The 20,222-nt window shown below is 34.8% G+C and carries 19 protein-coding genes; 6 read left to right on the forward strand and 13 right to left on the reverse strand.

The genetic code is table 11. The features are described 5' to 3' along the window. Positions 1-110 precede the first annotated feature (110 nt). On the forward strand, positions 111-662 hold the full coding sequence (locus ACNQGG_RS11530) for a hypothetical protein (RefSeq protein WP_416856883.1): 552 nt from the start codon (positions 111-113) through the stop codon (positions 660-662). A gap of 33 nt (positions 663-695) precedes the next feature. Here ACNQGG_RS11530 and ACNQGG_RS11535 read toward each other — a convergent pair whose 3' ends face one another. From ACNQGG_RS11535 to ACNQGG_RS11545, 3 genes are all read right to left on the reverse strand, one after another. After that, on the reverse strand, positions 696-2,480 hold the full coding sequence (locus tag ACNQGG_RS11535; protein WP_417964108.1) for a cytochrome-c peroxidase: 1,785 nt from the start codon (positions 2,478-2,480) through the stop codon (positions 696-698). A gap of 86 nt (positions 2,481-2,566) precedes the next feature. Continuing rightward, entirely contained in the window at positions 2,567-4,015 is a 1,449-nt protein-coding gene (locus ACNQGG_RS11540; protein ID WP_417964110.1) for a PhoX family protein, read from the reverse strand. A 186-nt stretch (positions 4,016-4,201) separates the two neighbouring features. Then, the gene (locus ACNQGG_RS11545) at positions 4,202-5,083 is read right to left on the reverse strand and encodes a PPK2 family polyphosphate kinase (RefSeq protein ID WP_417964112.1); all 882 of its coding nucleotides are present in this window, start codon (positions 5,081-5,083) and stop codon (positions 4,202-4,204) included. Positions 5,084-5,256: 173 nt separating this feature from the next. On the opposite strand from ACNQGG_RS11545, the gene ACNQGG_RS11550 reads away from it, so the two are divergent. Together ACNQGG_RS11550 and ACNQGG_RS11555 are read left to right on the forward strand one after the other, a co-directional pair. Continuing rightward, a complete protein-coding gene (locus ACNQGG_RS11550; RefSeq protein WP_417964114.1) occupies positions 5,257-6,093 on the forward strand; it encodes a DUF6929 family protein in 837 nt (278 codons plus the stop codon). Positions 6,094-6,239: 146 nt separating this feature from the next. Beyond that, positions 6,240-6,956: a 3-ketoacyl-ACP reductase gene (locus ACNQGG_RS11555; RefSeq protein WP_417964116.1), complete on the forward strand. Its 717-nt coding sequence runs from the start codon at positions 6,240-6,242 to the stop codon at positions 6,954-6,956. 134 nt (positions 6,957-7,090) lie between these two features. Here ACNQGG_RS11555 and mtaB read toward each other — a convergent pair whose 3' ends face one another. Then, positions 7,091-8,419 carry a tRNA (N(6)-L-threonylcarbamoyladenosine(37)-C(2))-methylthiotransferase MtaB gene (gene mtaB / locus ACNQGG_RS11560; RefSeq protein WP_417964118.1) on the reverse strand — a complete coding sequence of 443 codons (1,329 nt, stop codon included), beginning with the start codon at positions 8,417-8,419 and terminating at the stop codon, positions 7,091-7,093. Positions 8,420-8,540: 121 nt separating this feature from the next. Here mtaB and ACNQGG_RS11565 point away from each other — a divergent pair, with 121 nt between their 5' ends. Both ACNQGG_RS11565 and ACNQGG_RS11570 read left to right on the forward strand, forming a co-directional pair. Next, positions 8,541-8,792 (forward strand): hypothetical protein, encoded by a 252-nt coding sequence (locus ACNQGG_RS11565; protein WP_417964120.1) that lies wholly within the window; start codon positions 8,541-8,543, stop codon positions 8,790-8,792. Further along, on the forward strand, positions 8,776-9,066 hold the full coding sequence (locus tag ACNQGG_RS11570) for a type II toxin-antitoxin system RelE/ParE family toxin (protein WP_417964122.1): 291 nt from the start codon (positions 8,776-8,778) through the stop codon (positions 9,064-9,066). The genes ACNQGG_RS11565 and ACNQGG_RS11570 overlap by 17 nt, the downstream gene beginning before the upstream one ends. Before the next feature lie 280 nt (positions 9,067-9,346). On the opposite strand, the gene ACNQGG_RS11575 is transcribed toward ACNQGG_RS11570, so the two are convergent. The 9 genes from ACNQGG_RS11575 to hisS all read right to left on the reverse strand — a co-directional run bounded on the left by ACNQGG_RS11575 (position 9,347) and on the right by hisS (position 18,538). Beyond that, positions 9,347-10,144, reverse strand: a complete 798-nt coding sequence (locus ACNQGG_RS11575) for a Cof-type HAD-IIB family hydrolase (RefSeq protein ID WP_417964124.1) — start codon at positions 10,142-10,144, stop codon at positions 9,347-9,349. A 23-nt stretch (positions 10,145-10,167) separates the two neighbouring features. Then, positions 10,168-10,386 carry a DUF2007 domain-containing protein gene (locus tag ACNQGG_RS11580; protein ID WP_291249006.1) on the reverse strand — a complete coding sequence of 73 codons (219 nt, stop codon included), beginning with the start codon at positions 10,384-10,386 and terminating at the stop codon, positions 10,168-10,170. A gap of 16 nt (positions 10,387-10,402) precedes the next feature. Beyond that, positions 10,403-11,128 (reverse strand): DEAD/DEAH box helicase, encoded by a 726-nt coding sequence (locus tag ACNQGG_RS11585; protein ID WP_417964126.1) that lies wholly within the window; start codon positions 11,126-11,128, stop codon positions 10,403-10,405. A gap of 95 nt (positions 11,129-11,223) precedes the next feature. Continuing rightward, positions 11,224-12,387, reverse strand: a complete 1,164-nt coding sequence (locus ACNQGG_RS11590; protein ID WP_417964128.1) for a sigma-54-dependent transcriptional regulator — start codon at positions 12,385-12,387, stop codon at positions 11,224-11,226. 137 nt (positions 12,388-12,524) lie between these two features. After that, positions 12,525-13,841: an ABC transporter permease gene (locus ACNQGG_RS11595; protein WP_417964130.1), complete on the reverse strand. Its 1,317-nt coding sequence runs from the start codon at positions 13,839-13,841 to the stop codon at positions 12,525-12,527. A 94-nt stretch (positions 13,842-13,935) separates the two neighbouring features. After that, on the reverse strand, positions 13,936-14,856 hold the full coding sequence (locus tag ACNQGG_RS11600) for an ABC transporter ATP-binding protein (RefSeq protein ID WP_417964132.1): 921 nt from the start codon (positions 14,854-14,856) through the stop codon (positions 13,936-13,938). Between the two features lie 234 nt (positions 14,857-15,090). Beyond that, entirely contained in the window at positions 15,091-16,209 is a 1,119-nt protein-coding gene (gene dnaJ / locus ACNQGG_RS11605; protein WP_417964134.1) for a molecular chaperone DnaJ, read from the reverse strand. Positions 16,210-16,287: 78 nt separating this feature from the next. After that, the gene (locus ACNQGG_RS11610) at positions 16,288-16,866 is read right to left on the reverse strand and encodes a nucleotide exchange factor GrpE (RefSeq protein ID WP_417964136.1); all 579 of its coding nucleotides are present in this window, start codon (positions 16,864-16,866) and stop codon (positions 16,288-16,290) included. 301 nt (positions 16,867-17,167) lie between these two features. After that, positions 17,168-18,538, reverse strand: coding sequence for a histidine--tRNA ligase (gene hisS / locus ACNQGG_RS11615; RefSeq protein WP_417964138.1), 1,371 nt, complete (start codon positions 18,536-18,538; stop codon positions 17,168-17,170). A gap of 434 nt (positions 18,539-18,972) precedes the next feature. Between hisS and ACNQGG_RS11620 the strand changes: the two genes are divergently transcribed. Continuing rightward, positions 18,973-20,217: an ABC transporter permease gene (locus ACNQGG_RS11620; protein ID WP_417964140.1), complete on the forward strand. Its 1,245-nt coding sequence runs from the start codon at positions 18,973-18,975 to the stop codon at positions 20,215-20,217. The last annotated feature ends 5 nt before the right edge of the window (positions 20,218-20,222 follow it).

A 20,222-nucleotide genomic window follows, 5' to 3' on the forward strand; every position in this document is an offset into this window, starting at 1 on the left:
AATTCTATAACATCCCGAGCAATTACGGGCTATACATTTGTAATGTTGTTTTGAATCAAATAAAAATCAAGACAGCACCAAAAAAAATTATTAATAAAAAAATTACAATTATGAAAAGCACAGGAAAAATCAAAATGTTATTTGTATTCGCAATAGCAATGATGTTTGCTAGCAATGTACAAGCACAAGAAACTAAAGAAGCGACAAATTATGACCAAGGATTCCGTTTAGGATTTGGTGTAAATGCAGGATACTCCGTTAGTGATCCATACAAATTGGCATTAGGAGCTGATGCAAGAGTTCAATACGATTTGTCAAAAAGATACTCTTTAACTTTGACAACTGGTTATACTAACTTATTTGTAAGTAAAGCAGACGGTAATGATTTAGGATTTATCCCAGCTAAAGCAGGTTTTAAAGCTTTCGTATGGAATGACCAATTTTATGTAATGGGAGAAGCAGGGGCAGCTTTTGCAGTAAGCAATGGTAACAACAAAACGTCTCTATTATTATCACCTAGTATTGGTTATGCTTCAAAATACATTGATGTATCATTGCATTATGAGCACTATTCTGACTTTGCAAAAGTAAACAACAACGGTTCCATAGGAAAAGGTGTTGGACAGGTAGGAGTTCGTTTAGCTTATGGTTTTGAGCTATAAAACATATATTCTTTAAAAAAATGCCCTGAAATTTCAGGGCATTTTTTGTTTATAAAACTTTTTATCCGTTAAAGTCTTCATAAATACAATAAGCTGCTGTTTTTCCAAGTCTGTTAAATTCAGTTTATCCTCAGGCAAAGTTTGATTTGGCAAATTAAATCCCAATCCATTTCCACCACCTTCATTGTAAAAATCAATTACTTCTTCCAAAGTTTTAAAAACACCATTGTGCATATAAGGAGCTGTTAACGCAACATTCCTCAAAGTAGGTGTCTTGAAAGAATTCCTGTTAATTTCAGCTTTCGTCAATTCGAATTTTCCTAAATCAGCATCCATTTTTTTAGTTGCATCAGGAACACCCAATACTTCACTTTCGGATTTTACAAAACTCGGAGGCACCGTTCCGTTAGTTAATGGAATAAAATGGCAAGTAGCACATTTTGCTTTTCCGGCAAATAAATTAAATCCGGCAATTTCATCCAAATCAAACGTTTCATTTCCCCGCATGTATTCATCAAATTTTGAATCATAATCACTCAAAGAACGGATATAAGAGGCTAATGCATTTTTTATTGCAAATTCATCCATTTCTGTTTTTGGAAATGCTTTTTTGAATTTAGTAACATAGCTCACCTCTTTTTTTAAAGCCAAAACTGACTTTTTCAAAGAGCCGTGCATTTCATTTTCATTCGTAATTACAGCTACGGCTTGGTCTTCCAGATAAGTAACTCTGGAATCTGAAAAGAAAACACGTTGAAAAGCGATATTAGACAGTGTTGGCGTATTTCTTTTAACCAACGATTGTCCATCTAATGAAACTGCTTTTTCTAATCCATCTGTAAAAGCTTTGTCAGCATGATGACAGGAAGCGCAGGAACGCGAATTATTTCCGGACAAAACAGGATCGTTGAACAATAACTTCCCCAACTCAATTTTTTCTGGAGTTGTTTCATAATCTGGAAATGCGGAAAACGCTTCGGCATCAAAAACAGTTGCATCAAAAAGTGTTTGGGCAGTTGTTTTTAATCCTCTCGTTTCTTTAATCAAAGGAATTTTTAAATCCATTTGAGTTTTATACAAACCTTTACTTAACGGATTTAAAAAATTTCGAATAAAAACGGCTCGGTCAAATTCATTAAACTTGGTATTCTTTTTCAAATATTCTTTGCCTTCTTCAATTGCTTTTAAAACTGATTTAGAAGTCGAGTCATCTGAATTATCAACATAAATTTGATAGTATTTTTCGATACTTTCTAATGATGATGATGCTTCCGGAATGGAGTTTTGAGCAATTGGAGAATCAAATCCGGTAATTCCCAGAGTAATTATTCTAAAAACTTCTAAACGCATCGCATCAAAAACATGAGAATCTGTTAATTGATTCGTTTGCGAAACTTTATCTAATCGTTTTAAATTAGCAGAAAGGATTCCTATTTCTTTTAACAGTTCCTCTTTTGATCGATAGTCATACCTTGGAAAAAGCAATTCTTCAATTACTTGAAATCCTTCGGGAGGAACAGTTTTTCCCTCATCTTCTTCAAATTCATCTAATGCGGGTCCATTAATTGCTTTAGAAACAACCGGGAAATAATATTCACTAATCATTTCTACTTTTTTATAGCTTTTATGCGCTTCCAGAAATTGTTTTTGAACTTGTGCCGAAATCGAATCTGATTTCACCAAGAGTTCCAATCGAGAAACATCATGAATCAGGACCTGAATATCTGATTGAAATAAATCATTTATTTTTTCGCTTTTGGGTTGGTTTTCACAAGAGAAAAGGAACATCAATGGTAAAAGAAAAAAGAAATTTTTCATAATAAATTTTAAAAATGAGGAGAAAAGCAAAAACCACGGTTCCCAATAGAAACCGTGGATTTTTACCTATTTAATTTAGAGCTAAATTATCTTGCAAGTCCTTTGACAATTACAATTTGACTGGCTTGATCTTCATTTGGACGATTTGTTCCTCCATCAACTCCTTTATATTTTGTTCCTCTCCAAGTATGTGGTTGAACACTTAATAAAAAGGTATCGTCAATTCCTACTTGTTCCGATACGTCAATTAATGCTCCATATTCCCAATCTCCAAATTTACTTGTTCCACCTACATTATACTTTGCAGCATCAGTAGCGGTACGACGCTGATCTAACTCTACAACAACTTTTAATTGTTTACTTGCAATATCATACTGGTAAATGTAAGCATCATGCGTTTCATCTCCGTAACCATTCGCATCTTCCTGAACATATACATAATTTTTGGTCACACAAATATTATCTGGATTTTGAAATTTCCCTGCAATTCCTGTACGATCGTCACCGTCAAGAATCACTTGTAAAGTTCCTGTTAAAGGATTTGCAGCGTCTAAATTCAATTTGTAAACTCTACCATATTTGGTTCTTGAAGCATCTGCATTAACTCCTGAAGTATTTTGTCCTGTAGCATTAAAGTAGATTTCACGATCTGCGACTCCTCCCCCTTTTCTGTAATCCAGATCTTCAACTCTACCAAATTTTATTGCTTTTAGCGTATTTACCGATGCGTTAATTTGAGCCCCGGTCATTGTAGTATGATTCTCGATTTTTACAAACGAAACAGCATACGTTTGACCAACAGCCATATCTTTTTCTCTTTGATTGTCATCGGTTCTTTTCATCATGTACAAAGAACCGTTTGCTAAATCACCAACAGTGTTTGAAACATACATGAATACTTGACCTCCATAAGTTCCAGAATCATCATCACCTATTACAACAACAGTTTTTCCTGCAAAAGCAGTCTTTCTCAAAGGCAAAGCATTCTCTGCACTCAATCTTCCTAAACCGGATAATTCTTTAGAAACAGATGCTGACCCAACATCTCCATAAGGGTTTAAAGCATGGGTACGAGATTCTTCACCTGATTCACCAGAAGTTAAATAAAGTGGTCCAAAGCCATGTTCAGCAACAGTTGCCATAGTAGCACCGCACAATCTCCAAGTTCCTCCATTAGAATTCAACAAATACTCCCCTTTTGTAGGTTTGAATGTTTTGTCTAATGTAATTCTGGAAACCGCAAAATTATCTTCTTGATTTACTAAAAAAGTAAAAGTCCCATCTGAATTTTTCAACAATCCTGACCCGTCAGCTGAACCACCAAAAACATAATTTGGACTACCTGCCAAAACATCATCTGAAGTGATGAGTGAAAAAAGTTCCAAGCTTTCAAAACCTGCTTGCTTTTTCAACAATACTGGAGTTACTGATTGGTTTGCTAAAACTACAGCTGTAGTTTCTTTCGAAGATTTAGCATCATTCTCACAAGAGATTAATGAAGCTAAAAATAACATTGGTAAAATAATTCTTTTCATCTCAGTCGATAGTTTTAAATTCATGGCAAAGAAATACACTAAATTTAAACTTCAAATGAACTGAATATTAACAAAAAGCCAAGAGTTAACTAGGCTATCCAACTCTAAAAACAATAATTTTACATACTAACGGCAAAGTAATACAATGATAAACTTGAAATAACTTTCACGAAAAAATCATTCAAACTATTTTTCTTTCTTTAGCATTTCTTTATACATTTCGATATTTCCTCTAATTTTTTCATCCATTTCAGGTTCTTTAATATCAGTATGTTTTTGCATTTCTTCCCAAATAATTTTGGCAACGATATAACGGGCCATTTCTTTATCATCGGCTGGAATAACGTACCAAGGTGCATATTCAGTAGATGTTTCATTGATTGCCTCTTCGTAATACTGCATATAATCATCCCAACGTTCTCTTTCTTTCAAATCACCTGTTGAGAATTTCCAGTTGTGTTTTTGTTCTTCCAGTCGGCGCAATAAGCGTTGTCGTTGCTCTTCTTTACTCATATGCAAAAAGAATTTCAGCATAATAGTTCCGTTTTGAGTAACGTGTTTCTCAAAATTATTGATTTGCTGCATTCTGTTTTCCCAAAATTGCGGTGTAATATCAGCTACTTTTTCAATTCCCGGTAAATTTTCATTCATAATATATTCAGGATGCACTCTGGTGACCAAAACATTTTCATAATGCGATCTGTTAAAAACCGTAAACTTTCCTTTTTCAGGCAAAACCAAATAATGTCTCCACAAATAATCATGTTCTAACTCACTTGAATTCGGTGTTTTAAAACTATGAACTACCACCCCACGAGAGTTAAATTCCTTAAAAACTTCCCGAATCATACTATCCTTTCCCGATGTATCCATGCCTTGCAGACAAATCAAAACGCCATAACGATTGTGCGCATACAGCACATCTTGTATTTCACTCAATTTCACTTGTACCTTATCCAGTTTCTCTTCTTTATCATCATCACTGGAATCGTTAAACAAGTTCGTAGGGATTTTGGCCAAATCAATTTTGCCAATCACTTTAAAATCATCAGGATTTATAGACTTCATAAGAAATATTTTATCTTTGTAAACTCAAATATAACAAATTATAAGGATTAATCCTGATGAATTTCAGGAGCATTTTCCAGCTATTCGTTGCAATATTTTATTATTTTAAAGAATAATAATAAAAGGATTTCCACTGTTATCTGGGCTAGGCACTCGTTTTTAAAACAAATACAATGGAAAAATTCACACTCGAATTACTATTTCAAATCATCGGTATTGGTTCAGCATCAGGACTCATTTACAAAGACAATTCACTACTGATTATAGGTGACAACAGCGGTTTTCTTTACGAATATCAAATGGATTTCCAGAATTTAAAACGTCATCCGTTATTAGAAAACGCAACAGAGAATACTCTTAAAAAAGACAAAGCTGATTTTGAAGCCATAACCTATTTTGGTGATAGTTTGTATGTTTTTGGCTCCGGTTCCACCGAAAAAAGGAACAAAATGATACAACTCAACTCCAGCGATAAAAAGGTAATTGCCACAAATGACATCGCCGACTTATATGCGGTCATGCAAAATTTCGGAGAAATAAAACCCGAAGATTTCAATATTGAAGGCACTATCTATAATGGCGAAAGCTGGTTTTTATTGAATCGCGGTAACGGAAGTTCCAATAAAAATGTCCTTTTCACCATCGAAGGAAAAAACCTGACCAACGATTTTACTATTCTTTCAAACGCATACAAACTCCCTAAAATAAAAGGAGTACGCAGTAGTTTTACCGATGCCGTTTTAGTCGATGATAGCATTTATTTTTTGGCCACAGCCGAAGATACCGAATCTACTTATGATGATGGTGAAGTTTTAGGAAGTCTTATTGGGAGAATCAACCTGAAAACCATGAAAATAGATTTCACTCAAAAAATTAGTAGCACCCATAAATTCGAAGGATTGACTCTATACACCAATTCAAAAGAAAAAATCGAGTTCCTGCTTTGTGAAGACAAAGATACCGAAGTCTTAGAAACAGATATTTACAAATTGACTTTAGACCAAAAATGAAGTCCATTCCATTAAAAGATGTTCGTTTCAGTCAAAATAATAGAACGTTAAATTTAGATTAAATAGAAACCCAAAATAGATTTCAAATTTAAAACGAGGTACTTTTACAGTAACTAAGCCTTTTATTGGCATCAAATAATTAAAAAATGACTGACTTAAAAAATAAAAACGCCCTAATCACTGGCGCAGGAAAAGGAATTGGAAAAGCTATCGCCTTGGCCTTAGCCAAAGAAGGCGTAAATGTAATTCTAGTAGCACGAACACAAGAAGAAATAGACAGTGTAGCGGCAAAAGTGCGTTCTTTAAGAGTAAAAGCACTGGCAATAACCGCTGATGTTGCAGATATCAATTCGGTGAACGCTGCCGTTGAAAAAGCATTGACCGAATTTGGAACTATTGATATTTTAATCAATAATGCAGGAATTGCTGCTTTTGGAAAATTCTTAGAACTAGAACCAGCCGCTTGGGAACGTATTATTCAAGTAAACCTAATGGGTACTTATTATGTGACACGCGCCGTTTTACCAAATATGATTGAGAGACAAACCGGGGATATCATCAACATTTCTTCGACAGCTGGATTAAGCGGAAATGCTTTAACCAGTGCCTATAGCGCTTCTAAATTTGCAGTTTTAGGATTGACGGAATCGTTGATGCAAGAAGTTCGCAAGCATAATATTCGTGTGACAGCGTTAACGCCAAGCACTGTTGCTACTGACATGGCTAAGGAATTAAATTTAACAGACGGAAATCCTGATAAAGTCATGCAAGCGGAAGACATGGCTGAATTAATCATCGCGCAACTCAAATTAAACCGACGCGTTTTTATCAAAAATAGCAGTATCTGGTCTACGAATCCGTAATTTTTTTATTTTTAAACATAAAAGGCTTAAAAGATAAAACCATTAAGAAATTAAGTTTCATTAAGTTCTTCGCTTAATTTTCTTAATCGCTTAATGGTTTAAAAACTTAAATGACTTATATGGTTGAAAAAAACTTACACCAAAGCTGAAACAAAATCCATTCGCACGCTTCCGTCTTCATCAATTTTTGTCAAATTAATTTCGTGTAAGGTATTGACTAATTCTGGATTCCAAGGTGTTTTTACTTTTACGTAATTTTCTGTAAAACCGTGAATATAACCTTCTTTATTTTCGCTTTCAAACAAAACAGTTCTGTTTGTTCCCAACTGACTTTCATAAAAAGCACGGCGTTTTTTAACCGATAATCCACGCATCATTTTACTGCGTTTAGCGCGAACATTTCCGGCAACAACACCTTCCATCGCAGCAGCCTCTGTATTATCCCGTTCCGAGTATGTGAATACGTGTAAATACGAAATATTCATTTCATTCAAGAAATGATAGGTTTCCAAGAAATGCTCGTCAGTTTCACCAGGAAAACCAACAATCACATCCACACCAATACAAGCGTGCGGCATAACTTCGCGGATTTTATTGACTCTTTCGGTGTATACTTCACGTTGGTAACGACGTTTCATCAACTTTAGAATGTCATTACTTCCCGATTGTAACGGAATATGAAAATGCGGTACAAATGTTCTGCTTTTTGATACAAATTCAATCGTTTCATTTTTCAATAAATTCGGTTCAATAGATGAAATTCGCAGTCTTTCGATTCCTTCTACTTTATCCAAAGCCTGAACTAATTCTAAGAAGGTATGTTCGTGTTTTTTATTTCCAAATTCCCCTTTTCCGTAATCGCCAATATTTACACCGGTAAGAACAATTTCCTTAATATTTTGTTTTGAAATCTCAGATGCATTTTTCAATACATTTTCCAGTTCATCACTTCGCGAAATTCCTCTTGCCAACGGAATCGTGCAATACGTACATTTGTAATCACAACCATCCTGCACTTTCAAGAAAGCACGGGTTCTGTCTCCTATCGAATAACTTCCCACATAAAAATCAGCTTCGGCAATTTCGCAGGAATGTACTTCTCCAAAATCATTTTTGGACAAATCATTAATATAATCGGCCAATTTAAATTTCTCCGTTGCACCAAGAACTAAATCCACGCCATCAACGGCTGCTAATTCCTCCGGTTTCAATTGCGCATAACAACCCACCGCCGCAACAAATGCTTTATCATTCAATTTCATTGCTTTTCGCACTACTTGTTTGAACTGCTTGTCTGCATTTTCCGTAACCGAACACGTATTAATCACATACATATCAGCCACTTCCTCAAAATCGACCCGGTCAAAACCCTCATCTTGAAGATTACGGGCAATGGTAGAAGTTTCTGAAAAATTCAATTTGCAACCCAAGGTATAAAAAGCAACTTTTTTTCTGTTTTCCATAAGATAACTCAATTAATGAAATCGTTGTCAAAAATTTGAGTGCGCAAATTTACAAACAAAAATTTATACTTTAAAGCTCATATTATTTATATTTGTAGTATAAATAATTTATACTAAAATCATGCAATCAACTAATTTACAAAAAGATAAACTAGAGTTAATTGAAAAAATTATTCATTTAGATGACAAAAACACACTGGACTATATAAAAAGTATCTTGAATGATGAAACTTCTGAATATGAATTAACTAATGAACAGAAATTAGTTTTAGAAGAAGCTACAAAAAAATACTATTCTGGAGAAGAGCCTTCATTCACTTGGGAAGAGATAAAAATCAATGCCAGAAAAAGCTATAATGAAAAGAAATCTTAAATTTACTTTTCGAGCTAATATTGATACAATCGTTGCTTATGAATTTTATGAATCCAGACGCAAAAATCTAGGAGAACGATTTCTTGACGAATTAGAAAACTACTATAAATCAATCGTTTTAAATTACACTACATACAAAGTTGTTCATAAAAAATACAGGCAAGCAGTTGTAAAAAAATTCCCTTTTGTTGTTTTATACAGTGTTGATGAGAAAGACATTATCATAACAGCCGTTTTCAGCACCAACAAAAATCCAAGTAAAAAATTCAAATAGTTCCCTTTTTAGAATACTATTTAGATTTCAGAAAACGTATTTTTTCGTTTCTTAAAAAGATTATAGTGGTACAAATCCCTTTCAAACATAGTTTATCCACTTCTTTATAAAACAGTAGACAAATATTTCTTTCTTCGTACTATACAACAAGACAAGAACTGTTATTAAAATATCCGATAATTTACATAGCGTACCATGTAAATTATCGGATATTTTAATAACAGACAAATTGCATATTTGTATTATTTTCTAATTAAATGTATCTGCTGCACTTAAAATATTAGTTCAAAATAAACCTTCTCACTACCTCGGCCACACCGTGATCATTATTTGAAGCTACAATCACATCTCCTTTATCTCTTAATTCTGGATCTACATTATCTACCCAAACCCCTAATCCGGCATATTGAATCATCGTCAAATCATTTCCTGCGTTTCCAACGGCTATGATTTCACTTTGAAGAATATTTAATTTTTCTGCTAAAAATTTAATGCTGGCCCCTTTATCAATCCCGTTTTGAGCTACTTCCAGAAAAAAGGGTTTTGACATGCATACGCTAAGATGCGGCATGGCAAGTCTCAAGTCTTTTTCTACTTCTTTGAGATAGGCTGGCTCTTCCAATAAAATACATTTTATGGCTGCCGATTTAACTTCATCTTTAAAACTAAGGACTTTAATGTGTTCTAATCCGGTGATGTTTTTTTCGATTTCAATGTATTCAGAATCCGTCTCACTTACAATTTTCCCATCAAGGTACGTAATAATATGGGTCTTACTTTTTAAACTGTAATCATACAATTCATGGATTTGTTGCTGAGTCAAAGTTTGCTCAAAAATGATTTTATCTTCTTTTAAATCTGTAATAACAGCGCCATTATACGATATCATATAGGAATTATCCAATTGCAATTCTTTGGCGTAAGCAATCATCGCAGGAGTTGGTCTGCCAGATGCCAAAATAACGTAAACCCCTAGTTCCTGAGCCTTAGCCAACATTGCTGCATTCTCGTTTGAAATGGTATGATCATCGGTTAACAAAGTGTCATCCATGTCCAAAACTAACATTTTATATTTCATTCTGTTTTTTATTATGAATGCGGTTAAATACTCATTCTGAATTCTTCAATAACGGGATTTACTTTTGAAAACTCGGTTTCCTGAACGAACAATTCCACTGCTAAATCTGAATTTCCAAAACCTCCTAATCGAGCTGATTGTATGTTATTTTTTAAAACGGTATCTACTCCTATTGCTTCAATTCTCTGTTGCAGCGCTAAAGCTAAAATTTCACTTCCCGAAAACACTTTCATTAATCCCATCTTATTCTTTATTTAATTATTTATTACCATTTTCTTCATCACCTTCTTTCTCCTCGAAGTCATCTCCAGCTTCAGGTTCGAAATCTTCTATCTCCTCAAAATCTTCACCTTCTTCTTCGTCTTCATCTTCTCCATCAAAATCGAATTCAAAAGGCTCCACTAGCATTTTTTCAGCAAGGGCTTCAATTCGTTCTGTGAATTGTTCCGAAAAAATAATACGTTGGGTTCTGACTATGCTATTCGATATACGCATGATTTTAGTTTCATGACGCAATTTCAAAATTGGATCCGCATCATCAAGAATAAACATTTTCAATCGGTTTACATTGAAACCTGCTGTTGTGAACATTTCACTCAACTTATTTGGAGTCCCAATCAACACATCAATTCCGCTGGAAATATAATTTTTATCGTATTCCATATCCCCTTTATCATGAACACCATAGACTTCTAAATTAGAATTCTTTCCGTATTTTTCAAAAAGCGATTCCATTTCCAATACTTTGGCTTTGTCTTCCACAATAATCAAAGCCCTTGGTGATTCCTCGGTTGCGCCTGCCAATCTCTGAATTACATTCAGCACAATTGTAGTCGATTTCCCGCTTCCTTTTGGTGCAATAATAATACAATCCGAACCACTTTTCATTGTCGAAAATGTTTCTTTTTGCATTGTATTGGCCTCGGTCAAACCGTTTTCAATTAAGGCTTGCTGTAACTCTTCGTTTATTTTTTTTAGTTTCATTTCTTATGATTGAAAGATTAAAAATTGAAAAATTGAAAGATTAAAACTAGTGCCAAATCTTTAAATAATTAAATTTTCAAATCATTAAATTAATTTTATTTACTTGCGAATAACTTCACATCATTCTCGGAAATTTCGCTTCCGCCAAGGATAATCAAGCGCTCCACTACATTTCGTAATTCACGGATATTTCCTGTCCAATCGTATTCTTGCAACAAATGGATCGCTTCTTTTGAAAACTTTTTTATAGCATTTCCTTGCTCTGAAGCAATTTTATCGGCAAAATGCGAAATCAACATCGGGATATCCTCTCGTCTATCGTTCAACGATGGTACTTTTATCAAGATAACTGCCAAACGATGGTACAAATCCTCCCGGAACCGACCTTCGGCAATTTCTTTTTTCAAATCTTTATTGGTTGCCGCAACAACACGAACATCTACTTTAATGTCTTTATCCGCTCCCACTCTGGTAATCATACTTTCTTGTAAAGCACGTAATACTTTGGCTTGCGCCGAAAGACTCATATCCCCAATTTCATCCAAGAAAATAGTTCCCTTATCAGCTGCTTCAAATTTTCCTGCGCGGTCTTTCACTGCCGATGTAAAAGCTCCTTTTACGTGACCGAATAATTCGCTTTCTATCAATTCTGATGGAATCGCAGCACAATTCACTTCGATTAAAGGAAAATTAGCTCTTTCACTTTTTTCGTGTAATTGATGCGCAACCAATTCTTTTCCGGTTCCATTTGGTCCTGTGATTAAAACTCGTGCTTCGGTTTGGGCAACCTTATCAATCATCAGTTTGATGTGATTGATGGCTTCGCTTTCGCCAATCATTTCGTAGTTTTTACTGACTTTTTTCTTCAGAATTTTATTCTCTACTACGAGTTGTTTTTTGTCTAAAGCGTTTCGAACCGTATTCAATAATCGATTTAAATCCGGTGGTTTTGAGATGTAATCAAATGCTCCCAAACGCATCGTGTTGATGGCCGTTTCCATATCGCCATGACCGGAAATCATAACCATCGGGATTTCGGGTTTGATTTTTTTGACTGCTTCCAGAACCTCAACGCCATCCATTTTTGGCATTTTGATATCGCACAAAACTAAATCGTAATCGTTGTTTTTTATTTTTTCAAAACCTGCAGCACCATCTTCGGCTTCTTCCACCTGATAGGTGTCGTTTTCTTCGGAAAGTATTTTTGTGAGTACTCTTCGAATAGCGGCCTCGTCTTCTATGATTAGTATTTTTGACATATTTTTATTTTTTTAGCCCCGATTAAAGTGGAAATCCTTTTTATTTTTTCTTTAAAAATAAAAAGATTGCAACGGAAAGCGGGAAATAGCTCCATAAATTAATTAAATTTTAACGGAAGCTAAAACAAACCAAGGTATTAATATTTCAACCATCGGTATAATTCGTTCCATGTTGGTTTTTTGCCGTACATGAGTATTCCTACTCGGTATATTTTGGCAGCAAACCAAACCACTGAAAAGAACGTGCCGAATAATACTGTAATTGATATTGCGATTTGCCACCAAGGTACGCCAAACGGGATTCGCATGAGCATAACGATGGGAGAAGTAAGCGGAATCATTGAAAAAACTACGGCAATTGTCCCATGCGGATCATTTATAACGGTAAAAAAACCGATGTAAACACTCAACATTAATGGCATGATGATAGGCAAAAGAAATTGTTGTGAGTCGGTTTGATTGTCGACTGCCGCTCCAATTGCTGCGTAAAATGAACTGTACAGAAAATACCCGCCAATGAAATAAACCACAAATCCAATCAAAATACTTGCAATGGGTAAATTCCATAATTCCTTGATATACATTTGAGCGGTTCCGGCAAATTCTTGTTGGGCAGTATGCATTAATTCGGGTGAAATTCTAGCGGTTGGCCCTACATTTACACCAAAAAATAGTGACGCAGCAAACATTAAAGATAGTCCAATAATGGCCCAAATAATAAATTGCAGTAATCCTGCTAATGCAGTCCCAACAATTTTCCCCATCATGAGTTGAAATGGTTTTACGGAGGAAATGATAATCTCGACAATACGGTTCGTTTTTTCTTCGATAACGCTTCGCATTACCATATTACCGTAGATGATAATGAACATCATAATGAGATATCCAAAAGCACCGCCAATACCGATTTTTATTTCGTTAAGTCCTTTTACACTTTCTTCACCTGATGCTTTTGTTAAACTAATATTGACTTTAGATTCTGCATTTTTTATCGCTAATGTATCGAGATGTGCTTTTTCCAAATTGGTTTTGGTTAACTTCTTTGCAATAACATCTTGGACACTTTCAATGAACGAAATACTCGGGCTTTCATTCGAAATAAATTGAATTTTATTTTCGAAATCTTTCGAATTGCTTTCATTTGGAATGTATAATAACCCTTCGTAGTTTTCATTTGTGATACTGTCTTTCAGGAATTTTAAATCTATTTGAGACAAATCGAGGTATTTGTATTCCCCTTTCTTAGTATTTTGAGAAGTAAATTCCTTAGCAAACAAACCTGATTCATCGTGAATGGCGATTCGTTTGGTATCGGCTTTCATGGAACTTAAATAACCCACAAACGCTGCTATCCCCACAAATAGTAACGGACTTAGAAAAGTCATAACAATAAAGGATTTATTACGCACTTTGGCAATAAATTCTCTTTTTATGATTAAGGATATTATAGACATTTTAGATTGTTAGATTGTTAGATTGTTAAACATTTTAGATTACTCGAATTATAAACCTTCAGATTTTCTAAAAACCTAAAAAGCCTAACGAGGTCTATTGCGTTACTGTTTGTATAAAAATATCATTTACACTTGGTATTTTTTCTACAAAGTGCGTTACTTGTCCCCGTTGTGTAAGGATATTCAACAATTCATTTGGAGTTGCGTTTCCGAGTTGAATTTCCAGTTTTAATTCGTTGTTGAGCGATTTAAAATTAGCAGGTCCAACAGTGAATTTTTGTGTTATAGCATACATCAAGCCTTCTACATCATCCGATAAAATACCTACTTCAAAACTATTGGTTTTAAATTGTCTCTTGACATCATCCAGTTTTCCTTCAATCAGTTTATTTGATTTATGAATCAGCGCAATATGATCACATAATTCTTCTACACTTTCCATGCGGTGTGTCGAGAAAATTATCGTCGCTCCCTCTTCTCGCAACGCCAGAATTTCATCTTTGATAATATTAGCATTTACAGGATCAAAACCAGAGAACGGCTCATCAAAAATTAACAGTTTTGGTTTGTGCAACACGCACACCACAAACTGAATTTTTTGTGCCATTCCTTTCGAAAGTTCCTGAATTTTCTTTTTCCACCACCCTTGAATTTCTAATCTGTCAAACCAATATTCGAGTTGTTTCTTGGCCTCAGCTTTAGAAAGTCCTTTCATTTGAGCCAAATACAAGCATTGTTCCCCCACTTTCATCGTGTTGTACAATCCTCTTTCTTCGGGTAAATACCCTATATATTGAACATGTTTGGGTTGCAGTTTTTCACCATCCAAAATAATTTCACCACTATCAGGTAATGTAATTTGGTTTATTATTCGGATAAGAGATGTTTTTCCTGCTCCGTTTGGACCTAAAAGTCCGTAGATACTTCCCTTTGGAACAGTTAATGAAACCTCGTTAAGCGCCACATAATCACCATATTGCTTGACGACTTTATTAACTTCAAGTATATTACTCATGCTACATTTTTAATTGGTGTAAAAGTAAATAATTAGTACCGAAATACTTAGAATTGTTACATAAAAAACCCATCCTTATTTTAACAAGGATGGGGAATGTGTTTTTAAACATTAGACGCGATAAACGACATCTAAACACGTTTTATTATAAAAAGTTAGACGCGATAAACGACATCTAAACTCGTTTTATTGTAAAAAGTTAGACGCGATAAATCGCGTCTCTACCGTTTTTTATTATGAAAACATATCTTTTACTTTCTCGAAAAATGATTTGTCTGATTTTTCCGGACTCGGAATAAAATTTTCATCCGTAAGATTTTTTTCGAAAAATTGTTTTTGGTCCTTGTTAAGCGTTTTTGGTGTCCAAACATTTACATGTACCAGTAAATCTCCGTTGCCATATCCGTTTAAACTCGGAATTCCTTTTCCTTTTAATCTTAGAATTTTACCGGACTGAATTCCTTCTTCCAGTTTAATTCTCACTTTTCCGTTTATGGCTTCGATATCTTTAGAAATCCCTAATACTGCTTCAGCAAAACTGATGTATAAGTCATAATGTAAATTCTCCCCTTCACGTTTCAAAAATTCATGCTCGATTTCTTCGATTGCAACAATTAAATCACCAGGAATACTATTTCCCGGAGCATCATTTCCTTTATTGGAAACTTTTAATTGCATTCCGTCCACAACACCCGCAGGTATTTTTATTGAAACCGTTTCATCTTCAAGAATCATTCCTTGTGAATCCGCGTTTGCTGGTTTTTTATCTAAAATTTGACCGGAACCATTACAAGTAGGACACGTAGAAGCGGATTGCATTCTACCCAAAATTGTATTGGTAACTCGCATTACCTGCCCTTGACCGTTACAGGTAGAACATGTTTTATAGCTAACTCCAGGTGCCTGAACCTTACGTTTAACTTTTACTTTTTTCTCCACACCATTGGCAATTTCTTCCAATGTCAATTTTACTTTGATACGAAGGTTACTTCCTTTAGCACGACGAACACCGCCGCCTCCACCGCCGCCGCCAAAACCACCAAAGCCACCGCCGAAAATATCGCCAAACTGACTGAAAATGTCGTCCATATTCATTCCGCCGTGACCACCTCCACCAAAACCTCCTGAACCATCAAAAGCTTGATGACCGTATTGATCGTATTTGGCTTTTTTCTGAGGATCACTTAGTATTTCGTAAGCCTCGGCTGCTAATTTAAATTTTTCTTCTGCCGATTTGTCTCCAGGATTTTTGTCAGGATGATGTGCTATTGCTTGTTTTCTGTAGCCTTTTTTAATTTCGGCTGCATCAGCATTTTTTGAAATGCCTAATATTTCGTAAAAGTCTTTTTTCATTTTTGATTTTTCTTTTGTTGAGTCGCACTGCAGTGCGCCTTTACGCGTGGTATTAAAGACGCGATAAATCCGTCTCTACTACTGACCTATAACAACTTTTGGAAAACGAATGATCTTATCTCCCAATTTATATCCTTTTTCAAGAACATCGACAATTTTGCCTTTCATTTTGTCAGATGGTGCAGGAATTTGAGTTATTGCTTCAGCAAAATCTGCATCAAAAGTATCTCCAGCTTTAACCTCAACTTGTTCTAATCCTTTAGAAACTAATGTATTTTTTAATTTCTCATGAATAAGCTCCACCCCTTTCAATAGAATTTCATCTTCAGATTTGCTTATTTCCACAATTGCTCTGTCAAAATCATCTAAAACAGGCAACATAGCAAGTAAAACTTCTTGATTTGCTGTTTTAAACAACTCGATACGCTCTTTAGTAGTTCTTCGTTTGTAATTTTCAAATTCAGCAAATAATCGTAAATACTTATCTTTCTCTTTGGCTAAGTCTTGAGTTAATTGTTCTTCAACACCTAATTCCTCAACAATAAGCTGCTCACCATTCGCATTTTGTTCTAATGTTAGGTCATCTATTTCTTGATCGATTTCTGTATTTTCAGTAGTCATATTACTTGTGTTTTTAAAAAAATTCTTAAACTTCATTTTTTATTCTTTTCTTTGGATTGCAAAAGTACTGCCAAATCTTATAAAATGTCAAATTGTCACCTTACTATTGAAACACTCTTTTGTTTTTAATTCATTTCAGTAAAATATTTTTAATGCATCACCCTGAAATTTTAATATAATTTTAAGACTATATCGATAAAGATTACATAAATTTGTTAATGTTTTTTTGAAGAAAACACAAAAAGGTTGCCCACAAAAAATTATTAATTCATATTACCCTATATTAAAAAAAGCTTCGTTTTACAAAACGAAGCTTTTTTTATGCTTTAAATATTACTTATGAAAGCGCCTTTTTAAGACCTTCAAAATCAAGCAAAACCTGCTCTCCTGTCACTAAATTTTTAAGCGAGAAAGAATTAGATTCCATTTCTTGCGCTCCTACAATTACTGCAAAAGGAATTCCTCGTTTATCTGCATGTTGAAACTGTTTGGCCACCTTTGCATTATCAGGATACAATTCTACTTTTATTCCGGAAGCCCGTAATTTTTGTATGGCTTGTAAGCCATAAAATGCTTCTGTATCACCATAATTAATAAACAACGCTTTGGAAGTTGCCGTTACGGTTTCAGGAAATAAATTCAACTCTTCGATAACCAAATAAATTCGGTCTAATCCAAAAGAAATCCCAACACCACTCATGTTTTTGAGTCCAAAGATGCCCGTCAAATCATCGTACCGTCCACCACCGCCGATGGAGCCCATAGCAACTGATTTTGGTGGAGCCACTTCAAAAATAGCTCCTGTATAATAATTCAACCCTCTAGCCAATGTCACATCTAAATCTAAAATAGAAGTATTCAATCCCAATTTCATCACGTTGTCACAAATAAAACGCAACTCCTCAACTCCTTTTACTCCTTCATTGGATTCCGCAAGCAAAACTGAAAGTTGGTTAATTTTTTCCGAAATGGTCCCTGTGAAATTGAATAACGGTTGTACTTTTTCAATAGCTTCTTCCGAAATACCTTTCTCCATCATTTCTTTTTTCACGCCGTCTTCCCCTATTTTATCGAGTTTGTCTAACGCAACGGTGAAATCTATTAATTTATCTGATGCGCCAATTACCTCTGCAATCCCTGATAAAATTTTTCTGTTATTGATTTTAATCGTTACTCCTTCTAAACCCAAAGTCGTAAAAACAGTGTCATATAATTGAACCAATTCTACTTCCTGCCACAAGGATTTAGAACCCACCACATCAGCATCACATTGAAAAAACTCTCTAAAACGCCCTTTTTGCGGACGGTCAGCACGCCAAACAGGTTGAATTTGGTATCTTTTGAATGGAAATTCAATTTCGTTTTGATGTTGTACTACATAACGGGCAAACGGAACCGTTAAATCATAACGCAGGGCTTTCTCTGAAATACTTGCCGTCAATTTAGTACTATCTTTATTTTCTAAATGAGTGGCATTGACTTTGGCCAAATAATCTCCGGAATTTAATATTTTGAAAATCAAACGATCGCCTTCTTCGCCGTATTTCCCCATTAAGGTTTCGGAATTTTCAAATGAAGGTGTTTCTATAGGTTGGAAACCAAATTTCTCGAAATTACTTTTTATAATCTGAATGATATAGTGACGTTTTGCCACCTCAGTTGGTGAGAAATCTCTAGTTCCTTTTGGAATGCTTGGTTTTGATGCCATTTTTTGATTATTGTATTTTTATATTTTCAGATTTAGGAATTGTTGAAAAATCCCAAATTCTAATTCTTTGCAAATATCTTATTTTTAAAATAAATCTGTTTACAAATTTTCGCATTTTATTACCCGATGCCTAGCCCAGATTACTTCACTTAATTTTTATTTTCATAGGAGTTCAGTGAACTTCGTTTACAGCGGAAATCCGGAAGTGAAAAATAATATTGTTTTCTTGCCTGAAAGAGCGACCAAAGGAAGCTCCTTTCAGGCAATTAAAAACAAATTATTTTCATGAATCGATTACTTTACGTATTTTTTATTTCTATTTGAGTTCAGTGAACTTCGTTTATAGCGGAAAGCTGGAAATAACTCCTAAAAACAAATTAGGATTTTTGAAAAGAAAATTTGTAACAAAAATTGTATTTTCGTGTCAAACTCGTATGATGCTAAAATTATTCAAAGAAAATATCCGAATTGCCTTTGGTTCTATCAGAACACAATTGTTACGAACTATACTTACGGTATTGATTATTGCGATTGGAATAACTGCTTTGGTTGGGATTCTAACTGTAGTTTCTGCTCTAGAAAATACGATTTCGACTGATTTTGCTTCAATGGGAGCAAATACTTTCAATATTAATCAATATGAAAACGAAGTCCGAAACCGTGGCGGACAGGAACGTGAAATTATAAATCCGATTATTTCCTATCCGGAAGCCGTCGCTTTCAAAAACAAATATAACTATCCTTTCACTGAAACTTCTCTTTCCTTTAAGGCTACATCAGCAGCTGAAGTTAAATATGGAGCCATTAAAACGGATCCCGAAAATTCAATTGTAGGCGTTGATGAACATTTCTTGACCAATTCTGGTTTAGAAACTAGTGCAGGACGAAATTTTACCGGTTTTGACATCGATAACAATGCTTATGTATGCATTGTAGGCTCTGATTTTGAGAAAGGATTACTGAAAGATGTGAACCCAATTGACAAAGTGATATCGATTCGTGGCGCCCGATTTAGAGTTATAGGAGTATTGAAAGAAAAAGGATCTACGTTTGGAAATAGCCAAGATTTACGGGTTTTAATCCCAATCCAAGTCGCTCGTTCTCTTTTTACTGCTCCTAACATCAATTACACGATGAGCATCATGGTTTCTAAAAAAGAATTATTGGACCAAGCCATTGATAATGCGACCAGCACGATGCGCAGGGTACGCAAATTAAGTCCCATAAAAGACAATAATTTTGGTGTCGTTCGCAGTGATGATCTTATCAATAGAATCCTTGGAATCACTAAATATCTGGGGCTTGCGTCCTGGCTTATTGGTATTATCACCGTTTTGGGATCTTCCATCGCTTTGATGAATATCATGATTGTTTCGGTAACGGAACGTACTAGGGAAATTGGGGTTCGAAAAGCATTGGGAGCTAAAAAAACCACGATTGCTTTTCAGTTTTTCATAGAAACCTTACTTATTGGGCAATTAGGCGGATTTGTAGGAATTATTTTTGGAATCCTGATTGGTTTTGGAATCGCTACCGCAATTAATTTTGTGTTTGTAATTCCGTGGGGCGCTATCATGGCGGCATTTATAACCAGTTTTATTGTAGCAATCGTTTCCGGTTTATATCCAGCTATAAAAGCTGCAAAACTGGATCCTATTGAGGCGTTACGATATGAGTAGTTGGC

The sequence above is a fragment of the Flavobacterium esculini genome (assembly GCF_048284325.1).
In the GTDB taxonomy this organism is placed as follows: Bacteria; Bacteroidota; Bacteroidia; order Flavobacteriales; family Flavobacteriaceae; genus Flavobacterium.